This window comes from Domibacillus indicus, assembly GCF_023715895.1.
Taxonomy (GTDB): Bacteria; Bacillota; Bacilli; order Bacillales; family Domibacillaceae; genus Domibacillus; species Domibacillus indicus_A.
On the sequence record NZ_JAMBOO010000005.1, the window covers coordinates 137,024 to 157,728 of the forward strand.

Genomic DNA, 20,705 nt, shown 5'->3' on the forward strand with positions numbered 1-20,705 from the left:
ACTAATGATACTAGATGCAGATATCAAAGCACAATTAGCCCAATATCTTGAAATGATGGAGGGCGATGTGCTTCTAAAAGTGAGCGCAGGATCCGATGAGGTATCAAAGGATATGCTGGCACTCGTGGATGAATTGGCCACTATGTCTTCTCGCATTAAAGTAGAGAAAACAGAATTGCCAAAAACGCCAAGCTTTAGTGTCAACCGTATCGGCGAAGATACTGGTGTCACTTTTGCTGGTATCCCGCTGGGCCACGAATTTACGTCGCTGGTACTGGCTCTCCTGCAAGTGAGCGGAAGAGCGCCAAAAGTTGACCAAAGTGTCATTGACCAAGTGAAGAACATTAAAGGTGAATATCGTTTTGAATCATACATCAGCTTAACTTGCCACAACTGCCCTGATGTTGTACAAGCCCTGAACCTGATGAGTATTTTAAACCCTGGTATTTCACATACGATGATCGATGGAGCAGCGTTCAAGGACGAAGTGGAAAGCAGGGGCATCATGGCAGTACCGACTGTGTTCCTAAATGGGGAATCTTTCGGCAGCGGCCGTATGACTCTTGAAGAAATCCTTGCCAAAATGGGAAGCGCTCCGGATGCATCAGAATTTGCGGACAAAGAGCCATTCGATGTGCTTGTTGTCGGCGGTGGACCAGCTGGTGCAAGTGCAGCTGTTTACGCAGCACGCAAAGGCATCCGTACAGGTCTTGTTGCTGAACGCTTTGGCGGCCAGATTATGGACACAATGGGTATTGAAAACTTTATCAGTGTGAAATACACAGAAGGTCCTAAGCTTGCTGCAAGCCTGGAAGAACACGTGAAAGAGTATGACATTGATGTCATGAACTTACAGCGTGCCAAGCGTCTAGAAAAGAAAGACCTAGTCGAGCTTGAACTCGAAAATGGTGCGGTTCTAAAAAGTAAAACGGTTATCCTTTCAACGGGTGCCCGCTGGCGCAATGTTGGCGTACCAGGCGAAGCGGAGTTCAAGAACAAAGGTGTAGCATATTGCCCTCACTGTGACGGCCCGCTATTTGTTGGAAAACATGTAGCTGTCATCGGCGGCGGTAACTCAGGTATTGAGGCAGCCATTGACCTGGCAGGTATCGTGAAGCATGTAACGGTTCTTGAATTTATGCCAGAGCTGAAGGCTGACACTGTACTTCAAGATCGTCTGTACAGCCTGCCTAACGTCACTGTTCTCAAGAACGTGCAAACAAAAGAAATTACCGGTACTGACAAAGTGAACGGTATTTCTTATATCGACCGCGAAACGGAAGAAGTTCACCACATTGACCTAGAAGGTGTATTCGTTCAAATCGGACTTGTACCAAACACTGACTGGTTAGGTGAAACGATTGAACGTACCCGCATGGGTGAAATTGTAGTCGATAAACACGGCGCAACAAACATCCCTGGTGTATTTGCTGCAGGCGACTGCACAGACAGCGCATATAAGCAGATCATTATTTCCATGGGATCAGGTGCCACTGCTGCCCTCGGCGCATTCGATTACCTTATTCGAAATTAAGAAAAGAAAGATACGTATCTTTCTTTTCTAACACTAAAGCCGTTGTGCTGCCATAAGGCAGTACAACGGCTTTTTCTTTCCCTAAGTTCTTCTTCAGTTTGTCTTCAGTCCCTCATTCGGCAGCTTACCGCTTATTAAACGCGCTGATCAACTGCGAAATATTTGCTTACCGCTTTTTCAGTTGTTTCCTTGCCGACTCGGATCGTTCTATCTGCCTCCCACTCCCAGTATTCCGGTCTAAACAACTCAATAGACACCATTTCGCTGTATCCAATTTCCTTTAATGTTGACAGAATTGCATCAAGATCGATTGCACCTTCTCCCGGCCACACACGATGGTGGTCACGCAGCGCCCCTGGCGGCAGGTCTTCACAATCATCAATATGAAAAATAAAAACTTTATCTGGATCGGCTTTTTTTAAATCCTCAATGCTGGATTTCATCGCATGGAAGTGGAAACAGTCCAGCACGACACCTACATTTTCACGGTTTGTTTCAGTTACAATTTCATAAGCATCACCAAAGGAATGGACCGAGCATGTTGGATAACCGACAAATTCAAAGGCCAGCTTCACGCCATACGGTTCCGCCAGATCAGCCAATTCACGCAATACGCTTACGGTCTCTTCCTTGATTTGCGACCTTGTGTAGTCACCAATATCAAAGGTCGGGACCACTACAATTTTTTTGCAGTTCACTACGTCCCCTACTTCACATAAAAACTGCAAGTCATCTTTAATCTGCTGATATCCTGCTTCGTCTCTGAACGTAATAAACTCTAATGCATTGAATGCATAAGGTTTCAAATGACTGTTGTCAAAAAAGGCTTTTAAATCGTCAGTAGTGTGCTCCGTTAAATATTCCTTTAATTTATCAAGGCGCACTTCAATATAGTCATAGCCATGCTTTTCGCAAAGCTCTAAATCTTCCTTAAGTATTGAATTATGTAGTGTGGTAGCTTCATTAAATGCGATTTTCATGATTAATCCCTGCCTTTTTATATTGGTTATTATCCCGTTAAATAGCGTGTATAGACCACTGAGCAGACGCGTACACCCGCTTTTTCTTTTATGATAAGCCGTTTTATTTTTTGTATGGGATATACTTTTTGATCAGGTAAAACCGCTCTTTACCTGTTTGTTTTAAACGGGTTATAATCGGTAGATTTTCGAACAATTAATGTTGGCAGCGCCAAAATCTTTTGTTTTTCCTTTTTTACTCCCTCTATTTCTTCTACAAGCATGTCAACAGCCTGTGTGCACATACTTTTAATCGGATGGGAAATGGTTGTAAGCGGCGGATCACAGGATTTGGATAGGAGCGTATTGTCAAAACCTGTAACAGAAAGATCCTTTGGTATGTTTAACTCTTTTTCCCTTACACCCATCAGTACTCCCATGGCTAACAGGTCATTCGAAGAAATGATTGCAGTGGGCCGATTAGGAGAATCAAGCAGCTGGACGGCAAGACGTTTGGCATCCTCTAAGCTTGAGTCACTGATCACAATAAAGTCTTCATGATATGACAGGCTATGCTCTTGTAAAGCCTGCTTGTATCCACGGATACGCTCCTGGCTGCTTCCAGCTGTTTCTGCGATAAAGGCTATTCTTTCATGGCCAAAACCAATTAAATGGGAGGTGATTTCATAACCTCCTATAAAGTTATCGACTGTCACCGTGTTCACAGACAGAGATGGATGAGACTCAGCTGCGAGAAGGATTACTGGGACTCCCCTATGCGTTAGCTTCACAAGTACGTCCTTGTTTTTAAAATCCCCTACTAGAATAAAACCATCTACACTTTTTTGTCTTAGCAGTTCTATATACCGCTTTTCCTTTTCCTGCTTAAAGTCCGTACTGCATAAGACAAGGTTATATCCGGCTTCATGCGCCCGATCTTCTACCTGACGGGTAATTTCCGCAAGAAAAGGGTTGGCGATATCCGATAGAATAAAACCAATCGTAGAGGTCCGCTTCCCAGTTAAAGCGGATGCCAGAACGCTCGGTTTGTAGTCGAGTTCCTCCATCGCTTTTAATACTTTCTGCTTCGACTTTTGTCCAACCTGCTGGTTATTCATTACTTTTGAAACCGTTGATATAGAAACCCCTGCTTTTTCTGCAACGTCATAGATGGTAACTTTCATGCTGATATACCTTCCTTTTTGTAAAGCGCTTTACTTTTGTTGCTTGGCGTCCGCTTTATATTTTGCTTTATCTCATTCCCGACTAAAAAGCTAAACAAATACGCTTCTATTCTTTTTTGTGATTTGAATAAGGCGCCTTTATTTCTCCCCCCTTAATATTCAATACCGTGTAGATTCAAGGTACCTTTGAAAAAGCGCTTTTTCTACTATTTTATCGGTGTTTAATTCAATTTAAACTTTATTTAAGTCTACCAAAAAAGGAAAGCGCTTTACCTTATTTAGTGTAAAGCGCTTTCCTTTTTCTTTCAACTGTTTTTTGTAAATATCAAAAAAGAAATTTAGGAAACAGTTTCTTTGTTTTTTTTATAAAAAAGAAAGAGCCGCTTTCCCGGCTCTTTTGTTTCTTTATAAAACAAATACAATTTAACAGCCATCAACGCCGCACGCCATTCCTTCAGGAAAATCCGGTTTCTGTCTGCCGATCTCATCCTTGATTAGCTGTTCTAGTGTTTCTTTTGATCGAATGCCGGCAACTTTCGTATCACCAATCACAAAAGTCGGTACCGCTGTGATATCCGCTTCGTTATAAGCGTGCTTAAGTGCTTTTTGATGGACTGCTTTATATTTTCTTGTTTCCAATGCCTCGCGGTATTCAGTTTGATCTAAACCAATCTCGCCCGCTAATTTCGTTAATACATCAATGCTGCCGATGTCCTGCTCTTCCTGGAAAAAAGCCCGCAGCATGCGGTCATTGTATTCATTGCCTTTGCCCTTTTCTTTGGCGTATTGGTAGCCCTCAAACGCCAAGTGTGTATATGGCTGAGGGGACACTTTTGGCAGAACAATCTGGATACCCATCTGTTCAGCCATTGGATACACGGACTGTTTCCACGTGTTTTGCAAATAATCGCCTTCCGGCTTTAATGTTTCATTTGGATATGGACGAAGCTCATATGGCATCCATTCTACCTCAACATCTTTTCCTTTTATCGCTTCTTCCAGCGGTTTTTCTGCCAGGAAACAAAAAGGACATACATAATCGGAGTACACTTTTATCTTTAAGGTCATATTGATTGCCTCCCATTTTTAAATGATGCTGCACCTGTATTATGGGCCTATACCCTCTCTTTATAAAAGAACACTTTAAATGATGACGAAACGATCATTAAAACTGTTTCTATAGAGCAGTACCAGTACAAAAAACACCTTTAAGTTAGGAGTGCTCAAACTAAAAGGTGTTTTTATGTATGTTTCTTTTTCCAAAATACTGGTTTTATGCACAGATTAAACTTTTACTGTAAATAATCATATATATTTTCGCAATCAGCAAAAAGGTTACGGTAGTGAACCTCTCCATCTAATTGCTGCACAATTTGATGGAGCATCTCTGTTAGAGACATGAAAAAACATGCTCTGACTTCATTGATTTTCCTGCTTCACCGATGTCTGCCCTCTTCTTCCGAACAGGGTCTTACGTCATCTCCACAGGCGTTATTTTATACTGTTCGGGCGGGACCTCGACCTACAGTTGTAAAAAGATTATATTGTCGGAATGAGTCCTATCTGGACCAGCCCGGCTTTTTCAATGTTTAAGGCGGCATTATGGTCGCGGTCGAGCACAAGACCGCAATCCGGACAGGCATGCGTTCGGACGGAAAGGGATTTTTTTACCCTTTTTCCGCAGCCTGAACAGTCCTGAGTGGTGAAATGCGGCTTCACTTTGACCAGCTGGCCGCCATTGAGCTCGCATTTATACACCAAAAACTGGCGGAGCATTCCCCAGCCTGCATCATGAATTGATTTGGACACTTTCCTGTTTTTCACCAGATTGCGGATATTCAGATCCTCTACACAAATGACGCTGTAGGTGTTTGCCAGGCGGAACGCTGTTTTATGCAGGAAATCCTTCCGCTGGTTCGCCACCTTGGCATGAAGGTTCTGTAGCCTGGCCGCTTGCTTTTTCCAGTTTGAGGAGCCTTTTTTCTTTCTTGAAAGTTTCTTCTGGGCACGTATGAGGTTTTTCTCCTCCTTACGGAGAAAGCCTGGGTGTAGAATCTCTTTGCCGTTCGATAGAACGGCAAATTTCTTGATGCCGGCATCAATACCGGCTGTTTTAGAGCCTTGATGGACAGTCTGAGGCGGGTCTGCCTGTCTTTCGACACAGAAAATAGCAAACCAGCGCTCATTCTGGCGCTTAATGATCACCTGTTTGACTTTGCCATCCAGTTTCCGGTGGAGGCGGATATCTATTAAGCCCAGTTTAGAAATGAGGAGCTTCCCTCCTTTCCCGAAGGAAACGGCCCGCCGGACAGTATGCATCTTTCCTTTTTTATCTTTTCGTTTACTCATGCCAAACTGTGTAAATGTAATGGAATGGTAGTCTTTGTGTGTTTTCATCTTAGGATAGCGGACTTCTTTTTTAAAGAATTGATCAAACGCTTTTCCCAGCCTGTCCAGTGTTTCCTGAAGGGGTTGGGAAGGCACTTTGTTAAGGTATGAATAGTCTTTCTTGGATAGGGTTAACAGGGCACTGAGATCAGATTTAGTCAGATTTTTCTTGTTCTTTTGATAGGCTCTTTGTTTATCGAGAAGAGCGGAATTATACTGCTGGCGGCAGAGGTTGTCCCAAGAGTGAAGCGTGCTTTTTTGTTCTTCATTCGGAAAAATTTCGAAGCGGTAATTCAGCATCATTCCAATCCACCTCCAGTATTTAACAAATAGAGTATACCAAAAAAGGAACATATGTTTCAAACAATAAGCAGCAAACACAAAAAAAAGCGGCCATTCACCTCCCACTAATTGCAAAGCAATTTAAAGGAGTCTTCTGGCCGGTAATGCGATAAAAATAGTTGTTATTGCTGCTTTCTAGTGTTATCAGCCTTATCGAAACGCTTCCTTACACCCGCCTGTAACGCAATAACCAATCCTCCAAGAGTATCGGCAATTAAATCTTCCATCGTGTCTTTATTTCCGCCTCCCTGTAAAGTCATTCCGAAAAATTGATCCATGCTAAATTCATAAAACTCCCACACAACGCCGCCCAGTACAGCAAAGGAAAGGACAAACAGAGCAACAAACCAAGATGAAATCTCTTTACCTGCTCCTCTATGAACAAAGCGCTCGTATAACGCAATGCCTGTGAATGCAAGTAAAACACCGCTTACGGCGTGCATAAAGAAATCCCACCAGCCAAGCCCGTACCAGCCTAAAATTGATCCGAAATATTGTGAACCCAAAAGGAAAATAAAATAAAAAATGATAAGGGGCAAATTAAACTGGAGCCTGCTGAAAAGAGCCAAAATAAGAGGAATTAATCCGCATACAACACCGCCTGCTGCAACAAGTGCCTTTTTGTCATCTCCTTCCGTGTAGTGAGCAAAAGCCAGCACAGCCATGAAAAGAACATATACAATACTAAGGAAACTAACTATTCGTTTTTTCATCTATTCGCCTTCCCCTCTTGCTTCTCATACCTTTGTTTTTGTATGCTTGTATAAATCCCTTCCAGAAGGGTCCTGCTATCCCAAAAAGCAGGTTATATATAGTATGCGTCTTCCCGCCCTTTTGCGAAGACTGAGTAATCACCTGGTCTTCTGCGCATTCATCTATTTTCCAAGAAAATATAAGATAATAAGATAAATACTCAATGTAACGATAATTAACAGAGCAAACAATATACCTGGAATGATGATTCGTTTACCCTTAACCTCACTATCTGATTTACAAACACCTATATTCATTATGTCCCTTCTGAAGAATGTGCAATCATAAAAAAGAAATCAGGAGATGAGGATACAGACTCTTTAGAAATAAAGGACTGTGTTCTTTATCAGGCTCAGTAAATTATTTTAATGATTTGATAACTCCCCTGGTGGGTTACTACTAAAAGTGATACCTATAAGGAGCAAAACAGTAAAAAAGATGCAGCTTTGCTTTTTAATAAGGGTAAAAACGAAACTTTAAAACATTTAAAATCGTATGTAGAATAACGCTGTCAGTAAAATTGCTTACTGAATTGGAATTAAAATGAGGTTTGATTGTGGAAGAACATACTAGTTTCTGGCAAGGTCCTGCTATATCTTTAACATTAGCTTTTTTCTTCGGGGCCATAAGCAGCCCCATTCCTGAAGAATCGTATTTGATATTCGGAATGAACATGGGATTGTCCTTCTTAGCCCTAATACTCGCTTATTACCGGTATAGGATCAAAAAAGAGGGATTCCGTTACAAAGCATTAACCGCATTTACTGTGTTTTTTTTGTCGGGATTCTTTATGGTTATGCGTTTACTAAGAACGACGTTTCATACATTGCTCTTTTATCCCATGTTAATCTTCTATTTGTTTATGCTGATATATTCAATGCTGATCGCAAAAACTGTCTTGCCGGGTTTAAGCAGGTTCATTAGCCAGAAAGCCGCTGCCATTAGTTTGGTTGCTCTCTTCTTTATTAATGTGATTTGTACCTTTACTGTAACAGTGGCGACCTGCTAGTTTATTTCCAGTTACTCGACACGTCTGATGGAGGCGTGCTTCTCTTTACGCTTCTATTTGTGGGCGGTTTAGCACTTTCCTTTTGTTCCTTCTTTTGCCTGGACAAATGGAACTTTTAAAAGGGGACATTTTTGTCAAGGAAACAAGCAAAAAAAGAGCCGGGCAAGACTACCCTGGCTCTCCCGTTTGCTTTGAGAACTCTTTTTAGCTCTACAATACATTCATTCTAATAAGCTAATCCACTTGGGCTATGTCCCCAATTACTGTAAGAATTTCATTACGTGCACGGTTTCGGTGTGACTGCATTAAAACGCTGGCTGCACGACTGTCTTTTGCTCTCATACATGAAACAATGGCTTTATGCTCCACTATAGAGTGAAAAGGAAGCGGCCGGTGATTGATTGTAAATAATCGGGCCCGATATAATTGGTCTGAATGGCTGTCTATTACCGTTCTAAGACGCTTATTTTCTGCGAAGTCAATAATGAGATGGTGAAATTCATCATCTAGAATGGCCCATTTTTTTAAATCATTTTGCTCAAGTGCTTCTTCCTGCTGCTCAATCAATGATTCAAGTTTGCTTATTTCTTCTTCCCCTACTTTTTCAGTCGCAAGGCCAACAGCAAGGCCATCGAGTGTTTCTACAATTTCATAAACTTGTTTAAGGTCTTCTCTCTCGATCGGCTCCACAATAAATCCTCGTCTCGGAATAAGACGAACCATGCCTTCTGTTTCCAAACGCACGAGCGCTTCTCTTACAGGAGTACGGCTCATTTGCAGCACTTCAGCCATTTCCCTCTCTAATATCGTTTTTCCCGGAGAAAGAATCAGATCACGGATCGCAAGGCGAATAATGTGGTATGCACGCTGTGGCAGACGGTATTCATCCAGACCTTCCAGATTGTCAATAAAGAACAGAATTTCCTTCTCCATGCCTATTTCGTTTAAAGAAAATTTTTTTTCATTACCTTTTTCAACCATATCATTTTTCATTTTTGCCACCTGCTTCATTCTTTATTTCTCAAATCATTCTCTAACCAATAAGCGAGGCTTCCAGGTGCCTGACATAGAGGATTTTACGTTCCGGCAGAGAAAAAAAGTATACTCTTTCAGTTTGCAAACCAAATGAGGCAATGTCAACTAAACAGACCAGATTATATAGGCACCAGCCTTCTCTTGCTGAACATTTTTAAGATCATAAAACAAAAAGGCTGGGGAGTTTTTAGAAAACCTCCCAGCCTGCTTTTTATACTTCTGTTTTAACTTTGGACAGATTTTCTATGATAGCGTCCGTTATTTCACTTGTGTTATATGTTCCTCCCAGGTCACGAGTAAGGATGCCCTGGCGTGTCGTTTCGGCAATGGCTTTGTTAATAAGCTCTGCTTCTTCTTTTAGCCCTAAATGATCCAGCATTAACGCGGCACTTCCAATGGCTCCAATTGGATTGGAAATTCCCTGCCCTGCAATATCAGGTGCTGATCCATGAACGGATTCAAACATACTTGGTGCAGTTCCTTCAGGATTAATGTTTGCGCTGGCAGCCAGCCCTAAACTTCCTGCAAGAGCACTGCCTAGATCAGAAAGAATATCTGCAAACAAATTAGAAGCTACTACAACTTCTAGTTCCTCCGGTTTCAATACAAATTGTGCAGCTGCTGCATCAACCAGCCATTGATCTGTCTCTACATCCGGATAATCCTTGCTCACGCGGGCAAATACTTCATCCCAAAGCACCATCCCATACTGCTGGGCATTGCTTTTGGTAATGCTGGTTACTTTCTTTCTTTTGCGTGTCCGTGCAAGATCAAAGGCATAACGGATAATACGTTCGCAGCCGTGCTCTGTAAACAAAGCGGATTGCACAGCCATCTCTTTTCCAGGTCCACGCCCGGAGAAATTGCGGCCCCCGATTCCTGAATATTCTCCTTCAGAGTTTTCACGAATCAATACCCAGTTTAGGGAATCTACATCTGGATGATTAAGTCGTCTTGGCACACCAGGAAGAAATTCGATAGGGCGGATATTAGCCCATTGGTCAAACCCCTGGCAGATCGCCAGGCGCAAGCCCCATAAGCTAACATGGTCTGGTACTCCAGGAAATCCAACAGCTCCAAAATAAATCGCATCATAATCTCTTAGTTTTTCTACTCCATCTTCATCCATCATTTTTCCATGTTCTAAATAGTATTCACAGCCCCAAGGGAAGAAATCGCTTTCAAATTCGAACTTACCATTAGAATCTTTTGCTAAATGATTAATGACACGAAGACCAGCCTCAACGACTTCTGTACCAATTCCATCCCCTGGAATAACTGCTAAACGGATTTTTTTTGTTTCGCTCATTAAAATATCCTCCTCCACTAATTCTGCCAGTTCAATTGGCTTAGTGTAATGTAAATCTTATAGTTATTATATTAAATAACGTATACGTTAATGTCAATGTTTTTCTGACAATTTAGAATTATTCCTTATTATTTCTATATATATGCAAAATAAAAAGTCGAAAACCTGGAAAAGTTAATATATTTTTAATAAGATAAGGGGTTTTCCTTATTTGGTTCAATTATATTTTTTAAATAAAATAAAATATTCGGAAACTTATTGACATTTACGTATACGTTAACATACAATTTGATCAGTGAAATTCTATTGATTTATTTCCTTGCATCATTTGATTTTAGAAATAAAGGGGTGATATTATTGGATGCGCTTACAAAATATTAAGTTTTCATCGATGATCATTCTTAAGCTGGATAACTTGAATATTAACAAAAAGAAAGAAATAGAGGTGTAGGTAAAAAGAGATCATTTAAGCAACTTTGCCCTTCCAATTTATTCTCCTGTATGACCCGATTTGTTTTTTTTCGTATTATCATAAAGGCTGAATATTTTTGTATACGCTGTCATTTCTATTTTTCTGCAGACTATTGTTTCTACATAAAGCAGCAGCCTAGAAATAAAAATGGCAGATCATTTGGTTTCATTACTTTTACAGGAGGTGGTTTGTATGTTAACAGTCTTAGCATTATTAATGATCACTGTGTTCATTGTACTTCTCTCAAAAAATAAATTAACTGTATTCGGGGCACTAACTATTGTTCCATTTGTTTTCGGGGCCATTGCTACCTTTGCAACGGGCGCTTCCTTTTGGGATCTCTTTGAATGGATTAAAGAAGGTATTTTATTTAGTGTAGATGAAGAAACAGGAGAAGTTTCTACCGGGGTTATTTCACCCGCTATTGTGATCTTATTTGCGGTGCTGTATTTCGGTGTCATGCTTAATGTCGGTTTGTTTGACCCTTTATGCGAGTTCTTTATTAAAAAAGCAAAAGGGGACCCATTGAAAGTGACAATGGCAACCGTTTTAACGGCGACAGTCGTCACGATGAATGGTGATACGACTACCACGATTATTATTTGTGTTGCTGCTTTCCTTCACCTTTATAAACAAATGAATATTAAGCTGGTTTATTTAGCTGTCATTATTGTAACCCCTATTGGCATTTTTAATCAGCTGCCATGGGGAGGCCCAACCATTGCTGCAGCCACAGCCATGGACGTAAGTATCAGTGAATTGTTTGCAGACTTATTGCCGGGAATGCTGGTTGCTGAAGTATTCGCCATTTTTATGGCTTATTTTATCGGTATAAAAGAAAGAAAACGTTTAAACTTTGATCCAAAGACTGCTAAAGACATTTCTCCAGAGCAAATGGAAAGCATGTTAAACGCTATCCGCCTGAAAGATCCTGAATTAAAGAGACCTAAACTATATGCGTTTAATTTGATTTTAACGCTCGTTATTTTAGTGATGCTTGTCGTGGATGTTGCACATGGCGGGGTTTTATTTGGTATAGGTGCCGCCATTGCCCTTACGGTAAACTATAAATCTGCAAGTCTTATTAATGAACGGCTTGATGACTTAGCAGCAGATTCTTTAGCACCCGCTTTGGCCACTTTGGCCGCTGGGGTTTTCTCTGGTGTTTTAACAGGCAGCGGGATGTCAACTGCTTTGGCAGCATCTATTACCGCTATAATCCCAGAATCATTAGGCTCAAATATGGCACCCATCTACGCGTTAATTGCAGCACCTGCCATTACATTTTTACCGCAGGATGCTTTCTACTTTGGAATTGCAGGCGTTATGGCAGATGTTATGGGGCAGTACGGAATTTCCGCTGGCGAAGCGGCTGTAGCTTCCATGGTGGGACAGGCATTCCGTTTAATTTCACCGGTTATTCCAGCTCTATATATGTTAGTTGCTTCTACAGAGACAAACTTTATAAACTTTCAAAAAACGTATATCATGTATGCTTGGCCAATTGTATTCATATACTTGGGTGTTTATACATTAACCGGAGCATTGCCGGTTTAGAAAAAAGTCCTTCTTAAGCATGATTTGTACTTTGCTATCGGATAAAATCAATATCATAAAGTATAACTAGGCGAACCTCTTCGCCTAAATCGATGATTTTAATAGACTATCTCTTACCGTCAGCATGATTTTGAATTGAACTACCGCCCACTTACCTGACGGTTGAAGTGGGGGATTCCTGGGCAAGAGGATCTTCGCCCCCCAGTAATCAGGCTAACCCCGTATTCCAACGGTTTATGACCAAGCTTAAATAGACTGAAGTGAAAGAAGCCGAAGGGCTTCTTTTTTAATATTCAGGCTCGCATTCAGGTCCCGGTCGTGACGCACACCGCAGGACGGACACTCCCACACCCGGACAGCGAGATTTTTTACATCCTTATGCTGATGCCCGCACCTTGAGCAGAGCTGGCTTGATGGGAAGAACGGATCGACTTTTATAATCGTTCGTCCGTACCACTTCGCTTTGTAGGCGAGCATTTCGTTGAACCTCGACCATGACACATCGTGAATCCCCTTGCTTAGTTTTTTATTTTGGACGAGATTCTTCACCGACAAATTCTCCACTGCGATCACTTGGTTTTCATGAACGAGCCTGGTCGTCAGCTTGTGAAGAAAATCTTCTCTTGTGTGTTTGATTTTTTCATGCAGTTTAGCAATCTGGACTTTATTTTTTTCCCACGATTTCGAACCTTCTTTTTTACGTGCAAACGCACGCTGAAGAAAAGCTAATCGCTTTTCGTATTTTTGATAGTATTTCGGGTTGGCAATGGATTCACCGTTGGAGAGCACGGCAAACTCTTTTAATCCCAGGTCAATGCCAACGGCATCGTTGGTGCTTGGTTTGTACGGGGAATAAGGCATCTCGCAAATGACCGAAATAGAATACCGGCCGGTACTGCTGCGGCGCACGGTGACACGCTTAATGTCGCCTTCGATGTTTCAGGACTTGGAAAAACGAATCCAGCCGAGTTTCGGCAGCTGAATGTGGTTGTCTATCATTTTAATATTGTTGTTTGTCATTTTGGTCGTATAGCTCTGAATCGAGTTTTTCTTACTTTTGAATGTCGGATGGCCTTTGAAATCATACGCCGTCGGCGTATAGCCTTCTGCGCATTTTTTTGCGGCACATTTTTTTAATTCTTTTTTTGGCTGATCCTTATATTTTTTGAATCCTTCGTACTGATATTCGATGCTTGCCTGAAGAGCAATACTATCAGGACTAGACAACCATTTAAATGTTTCTTTTAGCCCAGGAAGAAGCTTTTTGGCAGCTGTTTCTGTATACCGTTTTTTTGTTTTTTCGAAACTCTTGATGTTTTCATTTAATATATAATTGTAGACAAACCGGCAGCAGCCGATCGTTTGGTTAATCAGTTGTTTTTGCTCATCACTTGGATGGATTTTAAACCGAAAGGCTTTAAAATGAAGGTTCTGTTTTTCATCTTTTTTGATTTTTATCATTTTTCTCACCACCCTGAACATTTGTTCTATACCTAATTATACCATTTTAGCAATACAGCGTTCAAGGAAAAAGAATGACTGAGAGAGCAGCGATTCATCCCCCACTTAGCAAGCTTGAAGTGGGGGTGTTCTCGCCGAAGATGATAAATACTGAAACGCACCAAGCTTCTTTTCGCCACATGATTCATGTATCCACTTTTAGAGACATTAAGTTTTTGCGTCATTTCGCACTTTCACTACGCTCCGATTAGATTTTGTATTCTCTTATTGTACTGTATTTCGACCTCTCTCTTTTCATTGTTTAGCTTATACATGATCAGATCAAGCTAAACTGCCCCGTTTGTTTAACAAGAAAGCCAAGAATATTGTGTAACAAAGCTTAATAAAAAAGCCTCAACGAATATTTTCATATTCGTTGAGGCTTTTTTCACTTGAGAGTTTTCTGTTAATAGCGCTTCTTTTCACCTCAGTAAGGAAGCAATGCGTCGCTTACCATTTCCCATTCGTGAATGTCACACCCTCTTGCTCCTTGAATTACATACGGGTCTTGTTTCACGATTTGTTCCACTTCTTCCAGTGAGCCAGCTCGATAAATGACCAATCCCCCGGCACCGTCAGCAAATCGGCCATTGGCAAATATTTTTCCCTCCCGACGTCTTTCTTCTAAAAAGTTAAGGTGCTGCACACGATACTCCTGACTCTTTTCCTCATTCAACATAGGCAAAAAAACCGCAAAATATCTCATTTTATGATCATCCTTTCCAGAACTTTAACCGGTTACATTTTCACTTCTGCTCGAACTGCTTGAAGCAGCCTGAATAATTGATTGGTCGTTGATTTTAAATTGTTGAACGCCACTTTTGGATCCATTGCTTCTTCCAGCGTCATCGGTGCATTCACAATGGAAAAATAAGAAGTGACGCCAAGTTTATTTAATACTGCTGTTTCTTCATTTACACCGCCTGCAAGTGCAAGAACCGGGATCTTATGCTTTTGGGCAAGCTGCGCTACGCCCAGGGGAGCTTTTCCCATCGATGTTTGTCCGTCCAGCTTTCCCTCACCTGTAATCACAAAGTCAGCACCCTGCATGTTCTTTTCCATATTGACTATGTCTAATACTAATTGGATTCCGGATTGGAGATGTGCGTTTAATAAGCCTGAAAATGCAGCGCCTAATCCCCCGGCAGCTCCTGCACCCGGAGTGTTATGAATGTCGGTACCCAGCCCATGAAGAACGATTTCCGCAAAATGTTTAAGTCCTTTATCAAGCTGTTCAATCATGTCGGGTGCAGCGCCTTTTTGCGGCCCAAAAATATAGGCAGCGCCATTCGGCCCGTAAAGTGGATTATTTACATCACACGCGACTTTGAAGGTGCATTCTCTTAACTTCGCGTGTACCTGGCTCAAATCCATTTTCCAAATGTCATGCAGTGCATGTGCACCCAATCCAACCTCTTCATTTTGTTGATTCAAGAAGCGAAAACCTAAGGCTTGAAGCATGCCAATTCCTGCATCGTTTGTAGCGCTTCCACCAAGCCCAATGACAAACTCACGGCATCCTTTTTCGATGGCATCGGAAATAAGTTCCCCAACGCCATACGTTGTGGTAAGGAGTGGATTACGCTGGCTGTCAGGAACAAGAGGCAAACCGCAAGCTGCAGCCACTTCAATAACAGCTGTTTTCCCGTCACCCAAAATCCCATAGACTGCATGTACTTTTTCTTTTAAAGGCCCTGTTACTTCTTTTTCGACTCGTTTCCCATCTGTTGCTTGTACTAACGCCTCAACGGTACCTTCTCCTCCATCCGCTAATGGAAGTGTTACAATCTCTGCTTCAGGATAGATCTCTTTTATGCCTAAAGAAATGGCTTCGCTGCCTTCAATAGAAGAAATGCTTCCTTTAAATGAATCAATGGCAATTAACACTTTCATCATGAGAACCCCCTTTACTTATCATTAAGTATAGGGAAAGAAACACAAGGATGTAATAGTCCAGATAACAAAGGATTCAGAATCATTTTGTTATCTATAACAAAAGCTTCAACCTAAAGAGTTTGAAGCAGAAGAGCAATATACAATTTCACAGAATCATGGTAGTCTCTTGGATTTACCCCGGTTTTTTCAGCGATTTTCTCAAGACGATACTGCAGCGTATTTTTGTGGATAAATAGTTCTTCAGCTGTTCTCTTCAACGAGAGGTTATGGCGATAATAAGTATGTAAAAGGTTTATTTCTCCTTCTGAAAGGTTACCGATAAGTTTTACAGTATAGTCATTTCTTATATGGGAATCAATATTTTCCATGATCATTTCTAAATCCAGCTTTTCGTATTCGCATACCGTTTCCTTTTTTGAAAGGGCGTATTTTAAGGCAAGCTTTGCATGGGCATAAGATTTTGTGAGCTCCGCTATAATGCCAACGCTGCCTATCCCCACCGAACAGCTTACATCCATAGAACGGAAACGGGTATGAAGAATTTGTAGCGCTGCTTTATACTGTGACTCATTCATAATTAAGACGTACTGGCTGGGGAATAAGTAAGCAAAAAGCTGAATGCCCTGTTCGATTAACATCCCCTTCATTTTAACAGAGAGTGACGAGGCGTTATTTAAACCTTGCAAGTGAATAACAGCGACAAACGCTCTCTCTTCTAATTCGTATTGCAATGGCTGCAGGTGTTCATTCATGAAAGTATCTTCTTTTTCATTTTCAAAAATAAGCATGCGAACAATGGAAGAGCGTAATTCATCTAAAGATTGAACAGCCGTTTTGATCATTTGTTCCTTGATTAACACCTCTGTGATTTTGGTCAGCAAAAATCCCAATGACCTGCATTCTTCCGGATCCCCAGATATGCCGATCACACCAAGCAATTTCTGATTGATCATGACGGGATAATTAATGCCTTTTCTTGCGCCCTTAAACATCTCGTTCTCTGAAACCTCTATCACACTTTCTGTTTCCCGCACTTGAAGGGCCGCAGCATGAAAAGAGCCGATTCGGCCTGAATCCGTACTGGCAATCACTTTTCCATCCAGATGAATAAAGTTTATATCCTTTCCAATCACTTCTTTTGCCGCATCTACAATCATTTGAGCTAAAGAAGGACTAATCTGAAACTGTTCTTTCATCTTTATCTATTCCTTCTATAATGAATTGGGTTTCTTTTTTCATTTTATCATTCGGAGAAGGAGAATGGCTCAAGTGTATTTATTTCGTGTCATGTACCTTTCTTGCTTCATCTTTTAAACCTGCTCACCGCTTTACCAAACTGCTTTAAAACTTGTTCAGAGACAGGTCTTCATTATGTACGAAAAGACGGCTTTAAAGACAGGCAGCACACTTTCCAGTTCGATAGAAATCTATATGACCATGCCATTTTCGGCCTCTCGATCAGCCTATGCATAAAAAAGGAATGGTTTTTCCATGCTACAGGAGTACGATTATTTAATACGAGAAAGGAGGACTTGCTATGGCAGAACATACAGGAATGAGCTGGAAAAATAAAAATGTGATCACACAATTGAACAATTCTGTAGATAACGTAACGCTGGCTTTACAACAAGCTCAATCGCACCCTACTCAGCAAACGATTCAACAAGTCCAAAATGCGCTTGAACATGCAAACAATGCGCTTAACGATGCACTTCAAAACAGTGAGCATCAGGAGCCTATTGACCGGCTTCAAGAACAGCTCAACCAAAATAAAGAGCAGCTGCAGCAGCTTCGTCCTTCAGAAGATTGATAAAAGACCTGTATTTATTGTGCTCGGTACAACGTTTAAATGCCCGAAATAAGTAACAGAGCGCTCTTTTTCTATTTCGATGCTTCATTCTGCTTCATGAAAAGAATCCACATTTGTTTTTACTGCAAAAGAAAGAGGCAAACCTTGAAATCAAGGTTTGCCTCTTTGCGAAGCTGTTAGCTCAATCTGCATGAGACTGATGGCAATTTTCTTCCGGAATATCTAAACACTAAACTAAGTGATACATTCTTTAACATAAGCCCCAAAAATAAAAAGCAAAGCCTGATACTTCAAGCTTTGCTTTTTATTTTTGGGAAACTGTAATTTTTTAACACTTATTTGATGTGGCTAGGTAAATATTTTTTAACATGCCTTACCACCGTTTGTATAAATTTTTTTCGACGCCAGTTTGATCGTCTGTATTTATAAACCTCGTTCACTAATGGATCGCTCTATCTTCTTAATGTGTTGATTAAATACTTTGTAAATCACATATTAACGTTTTAATAATTTCTAAAGATTGGGTAAATTTATCAATTCCTTCTCTTTCATATATTATGATAGACATGTCAGTTGAAAAATGAGAGGAGAATCACAAATGTCAATCGAATCCAGAAAACCAGGCATGGCACAAAAATTCATGTTTATGGGTGCTTCTGCCGCATTAGGATTATCTTTATTTGCTTCAACGTCTGTATCTGCCGAAAGAAACGAACAGACAGACAAAAAGCCTTCTTTTGAATTCGGGTTGATTGCGGACGTCCAGTATTGTGACTGTGATACAGCAGGTGTACGTTATTACCGGAATTCAATCAGCAAGATGCAGGAAGCAACAGCCGAACTCAATCAGCATAATCTCGCGTTCACTGTCCAGACAGGTGATATCATTGACCGGAACGTGGAGAGCTTTGATACGATTCTTCCTTATTTCAACAAAATTGAAGGTCCTAAATACAGTGTGCTCGGCAACCATGACTTCGCAGTACCAACAGATGAAGTGATTGACATTTTAGGTATGGAAAATCAATATTATGACTTTGCCGAAAAAGGCTGGCGTTTTATCGTGTTAGACACCAATGATCTGAGCTTTTATGCAAATGAAGCAGGTTCCGAGAAATATCAGCAAGCCGAGCAAATGTATAATGGGCTAAAAGCGACGGGCGCGGCAAATGCCCAGACCTGGAATGGCGGCGTAGGCTCCGAACAAATGACATGGTTACATAACGTTCTTCAAAAATCCGCTCAAAAGCATGAAAAAGTCGTGGTGATTGGTCACCATCCAGTGTACCCTGCCAACGAGCATAACGCATGGAATGACGCTGAAATCATACAGGAGCTGGAGTCTGCAGGCAATGTAGTGGCTTACTTTAACGGTCACAATCATGTGGGCAACTACAGCGAGAAAAACGGAATTTCCTATGTGAACTTCCAAGGCATGCTTGACACCCCTGATACTAATGCGTACTCTGTCATCCAAGTATTCAAGGACCGCTTGGAGATTGATGGCTTTGGCCGGGAACAGGACCGCACAATCGAAGTGAATACGTCCCGCAAACAAGTTCAAGAAACAAAGTGAACCTCTCCAACTAATTGCTGCACAATTTGATGGAGCATCTCTGTCAGAGACATAAAAAAACATGCTCTGACTTCACTGATTTTCCTGCTTCACCGATGTCTGCCCTGTTCTTTCGAACAGGGTCTTACATCATCTCCACAGGCGTTGTTTTATACTGTTCGGGCGGGACCTCGACCTACAGTTGTAAAAGAATTATTTTGCCGGAATGAGCCCTATCTGGGCCAGCCCGGCTTTTTCAATGTTTAAGGCGGCATTATGGTCGCGGTCCAGCACAAGGCCGCAATCCGGACAGGCATGCGTTCGGACGGAAAGGGATTTTTTTACCCTTTTTCCGCATTCCGAACAGTCCTGGGTGGTGAAATGTGGCTTCACTTTGACCAGCTGGCCGCTATTGAGCTCGCATTTGTACGTCAGAAACTGGCGGAACATTCCCCAGCCTGCATCATGAATTGATTTGGACACTTTCCGGTTTTTTACCAGATTGCGGATGTTTAGATCTTCTACACAAATGATGTTGTAGGTGTTTGCCAGGCGAAACGCTGTTTTATGCAGGAAATCTTTCCGCTGGTTCGCCACTTTGGCATGAATCTTCTGCAGCCTGTCCGCTTGTTTTTGCCAGTTTGAGGAGCCTTTTTTCTTTCTCGAAAGTTTCTTTTGGGCACGCATAAGCCTTTTTTCCTCCTTACGGATAAAGCCTGGGTTTAGAATCTCTTCGCCGTTCGACAGAACGGCAAATTTCTTGATGCCCACATCAATACCAGCTGTTTTAGAGGCTTGATGGACAGCCTGCGGCGGGTCTGCCTGTCTTTCGACACAGAAAATAGCAAACCAGCGCTTATTTTGGCGCTTAATGATCACCTGTTTGACTTTGCCATCCAGTTTCCGGTGAAGGCGGATATCTATTAAGCCCAGTTTAGAAATGAGGAGCTTTCCTCCTTTTCCGAAAGAAATGGCCCGCCGGACAGTATGAACCTTTCCTTTTTTATCTTTCTGTTTACTTATGCCAAACTGTGTAAATGTAATGGAATGGTAGTCTTTATGTTTTTTTACCTTTGGATAGCGGGCTTCTTTTTTGAAGAATTGATCAAACGCTCTTCCCAGCCTGTCCAGTGTTTCCTGAAGGGGTTGGGAGGGCACTTTTTTGAGATATGGATGGTGCTTCTTGGATAGGGTTAATAGGGCACTGAGGTCAGATTTAGTCAGGTTTTTCTTGTTCTTTTGGTAGGCTCTTTGTTTATCGAGAAGAGCGGAATTATACTGTTGGCGGCAGAGGTTAACCCATGAGTGAAGCGTGCTTTTTTGTTCCTCATTCGGAAAAATTTCAAACCGGTAATTCAGCATCATCTCGATTCACCTCCAGTATTTAACAAATAAAGTATAC

At 41.4% G+C, this 20,705-nt stretch carries 18 protein-coding genes; 5 read left to right on the plus strand and 13 right to left on the minus strand.

The features are described from left to right. Positions 1-4: 4 nt before the first annotated feature. A complete protein-coding gene (ahpF, locus tag M3221_RS11480; RefSeq protein ID WP_251271907.1) occupies positions 5-1,534 on the plus strand; it encodes an alkyl hydroperoxide reductase subunit F in 1,530 nt (509 codons plus the stop codon). A gap of 134 nt (positions 1,535-1,668) precedes the next feature. Here ahpF and M3221_RS11485 read toward each other — a convergent pair whose 3' ends face one another. The 5 genes from M3221_RS11485 to M3221_RS11505 all read right to left on the minus strand — a co-directional run bounded on the left by M3221_RS11485 (position 1,669) and on the right by M3221_RS11505 (position 7,120). Beyond that, entirely contained in the window at positions 1,669-2,514 is an 846-nt protein-coding gene (locus M3221_RS11485; RefSeq protein ID WP_251271908.1) for a sugar phosphate isomerase/epimerase family protein, read from the minus strand. A gap of 149 nt (positions 2,515-2,663) precedes the next feature. Then, the gene (locus M3221_RS11490) at positions 2,664-3,677 is read right to left on the minus strand and encodes a LacI family DNA-binding transcriptional regulator (RefSeq protein ID WP_251271909.1); all 1,014 of its coding nucleotides are present in this window, start codon (positions 3,675-3,677) and stop codon (positions 2,664-2,666) included. A gap of 423 nt (positions 3,678-4,100) precedes the next feature. Next, positions 4,101-4,745, minus strand: coding sequence for a DsbA family oxidoreductase (locus tag M3221_RS11495; protein ID WP_251271910.1), 645 nt, complete (start codon positions 4,743-4,745; stop codon positions 4,101-4,103). Between the two features lie 471 nt (positions 4,746-5,216). Beyond that, on the minus strand, positions 5,217-6,368 hold the full coding sequence (locus M3221_RS11500) for an RNA-guided endonuclease InsQ/TnpB family protein (RefSeq protein ID WP_251271911.1): 1,152 nt from the start codon (positions 6,366-6,368) through the stop codon (positions 5,217-5,219). Positions 6,369-6,529: 161 nt separating this feature from the next. Beyond that, positions 6,530-7,120 carry a DUF2238 domain-containing protein gene (locus M3221_RS11505; protein WP_251271912.1) on the minus strand — a complete coding sequence of 197 codons (591 nt, stop codon included), beginning with the start codon at positions 7,118-7,120 and terminating at the stop codon, positions 6,530-6,532. A 596-nt stretch (positions 7,121-7,716) separates the two neighbouring features. Here M3221_RS11505 and M3221_RS11510 point away from each other — a divergent pair. Next, positions 7,717-8,169, plus strand: coding sequence for a hypothetical protein (locus tag M3221_RS11510; RefSeq protein ID WP_251271913.1), 453 nt, complete (start codon positions 7,717-7,719; stop codon positions 8,167-8,169). Between the two features lie 234 nt (positions 8,170-8,403). Here M3221_RS11510 and M3221_RS11515 read toward each other — a convergent pair whose 3' ends face one another. Beyond that, positions 8,404-9,162 carry a GntR family transcriptional regulator gene (locus M3221_RS11515; RefSeq protein ID WP_251271914.1) on the minus strand — a complete coding sequence of 253 codons (759 nt, stop codon included), beginning with the start codon at positions 9,160-9,162 and terminating at the stop codon, positions 8,404-8,406. Between the two features lie 253 nt (positions 9,163-9,415). Continuing rightward, positions 9,416-10,513 carry a tartrate dehydrogenase gene (locus M3221_RS11520; RefSeq protein ID WP_251271915.1) on the minus strand — a complete coding sequence of 366 codons (1,098 nt, stop codon included), beginning with the start codon at positions 10,511-10,513 and terminating at the stop codon, positions 9,416-9,418. A 664-nt stretch (positions 10,514-11,177) separates the two neighbouring features. On the opposite strand from M3221_RS11520, the gene M3221_RS11525 reads away from it, so the two are divergent. Beyond that, positions 11,178-12,542, plus strand: a complete 1,365-nt coding sequence (locus tag M3221_RS11525) for a citrate:proton symporter (RefSeq protein WP_251271916.1) — start codon at positions 11,178-11,180, stop codon at positions 12,540-12,542. 246 nt (positions 12,543-12,788) lie between these two features. On the opposite strand, the gene M3221_RS11530 is transcribed toward M3221_RS11525, so the two are convergent. From M3221_RS11530 to M3221_RS11550, 5 genes are all read right to left on the minus strand, one after another. Next, the gene (locus M3221_RS11530; RefSeq protein WP_311316139.1) at positions 12,789-13,478 is read right to left on the minus strand and encodes an RNA-guided endonuclease TnpB family protein; all 690 of its coding nucleotides are present in this window, start codon (positions 13,476-13,478) and stop codon (positions 12,789-12,791) included. A gap of 3 nt (positions 13,479-13,481) precedes the next feature. Further along, a complete protein-coding gene (locus tag M3221_RS11535; protein ID WP_251271918.1) occupies positions 13,482-14,003 on the minus strand; it encodes a helix-turn-helix domain-containing protein in 522 nt (173 codons plus the stop codon). A gap of 466 nt (positions 14,004-14,469) precedes the next feature. Continuing rightward, a complete protein-coding gene (locus tag M3221_RS11540) occupies positions 14,470-14,748 on the minus strand; it encodes a YciI family protein (RefSeq protein WP_251271919.1) in 279 nt (92 codons plus the stop codon). 32 nt (positions 14,749-14,780) lie between these two features. Then, positions 14,781-15,938, minus strand: a complete 1,158-nt coding sequence (locus M3221_RS11545) for a glycerate kinase (RefSeq protein ID WP_311316137.1) — start codon at positions 15,936-15,938, stop codon at positions 14,781-14,783. 110 nt (positions 15,939-16,048) lie between these two features. Beyond that, positions 16,049-17,134, minus strand: coding sequence for a CdaR family transcriptional regulator (locus tag M3221_RS11550; protein ID WP_251271920.1), 1,086 nt, complete (start codon positions 17,132-17,134; stop codon positions 16,049-16,051). A 341-nt stretch (positions 17,135-17,475) separates the two neighbouring features. Between M3221_RS11550 and M3221_RS11555 the strand changes: the two genes are divergently transcribed. Both M3221_RS11555 and M3221_RS11560 read left to right on the plus strand, forming a co-directional pair. Continuing rightward, entirely contained in the window at positions 17,476-17,748 is a 273-nt protein-coding gene (locus M3221_RS11555) for a hypothetical protein (protein ID WP_242236565.1), read from the plus strand. A 598-nt stretch (positions 17,749-18,346) separates the two neighbouring features. Next, the gene (locus M3221_RS11560) at positions 18,347-19,324 is read left to right on the plus strand and encodes a metallophosphoesterase (protein ID WP_251271921.1); all 978 of its coding nucleotides are present in this window, start codon (positions 18,347-18,349) and stop codon (positions 19,322-19,324) included. 192 nt (positions 19,325-19,516) lie between these two features. Here the strand turns inward: M3221_RS11560 and M3221_RS11565 are convergent, their stop codons facing one another. After that, positions 19,517-20,668 (minus strand): RNA-guided endonuclease InsQ/TnpB family protein, encoded by a 1,152-nt coding sequence (locus tag M3221_RS11565; RefSeq protein ID WP_251271922.1) that lies wholly within the window; start codon positions 20,666-20,668, stop codon positions 19,517-19,519. Positions 20,669-20,705: the final 37 nt, after the last annotated feature.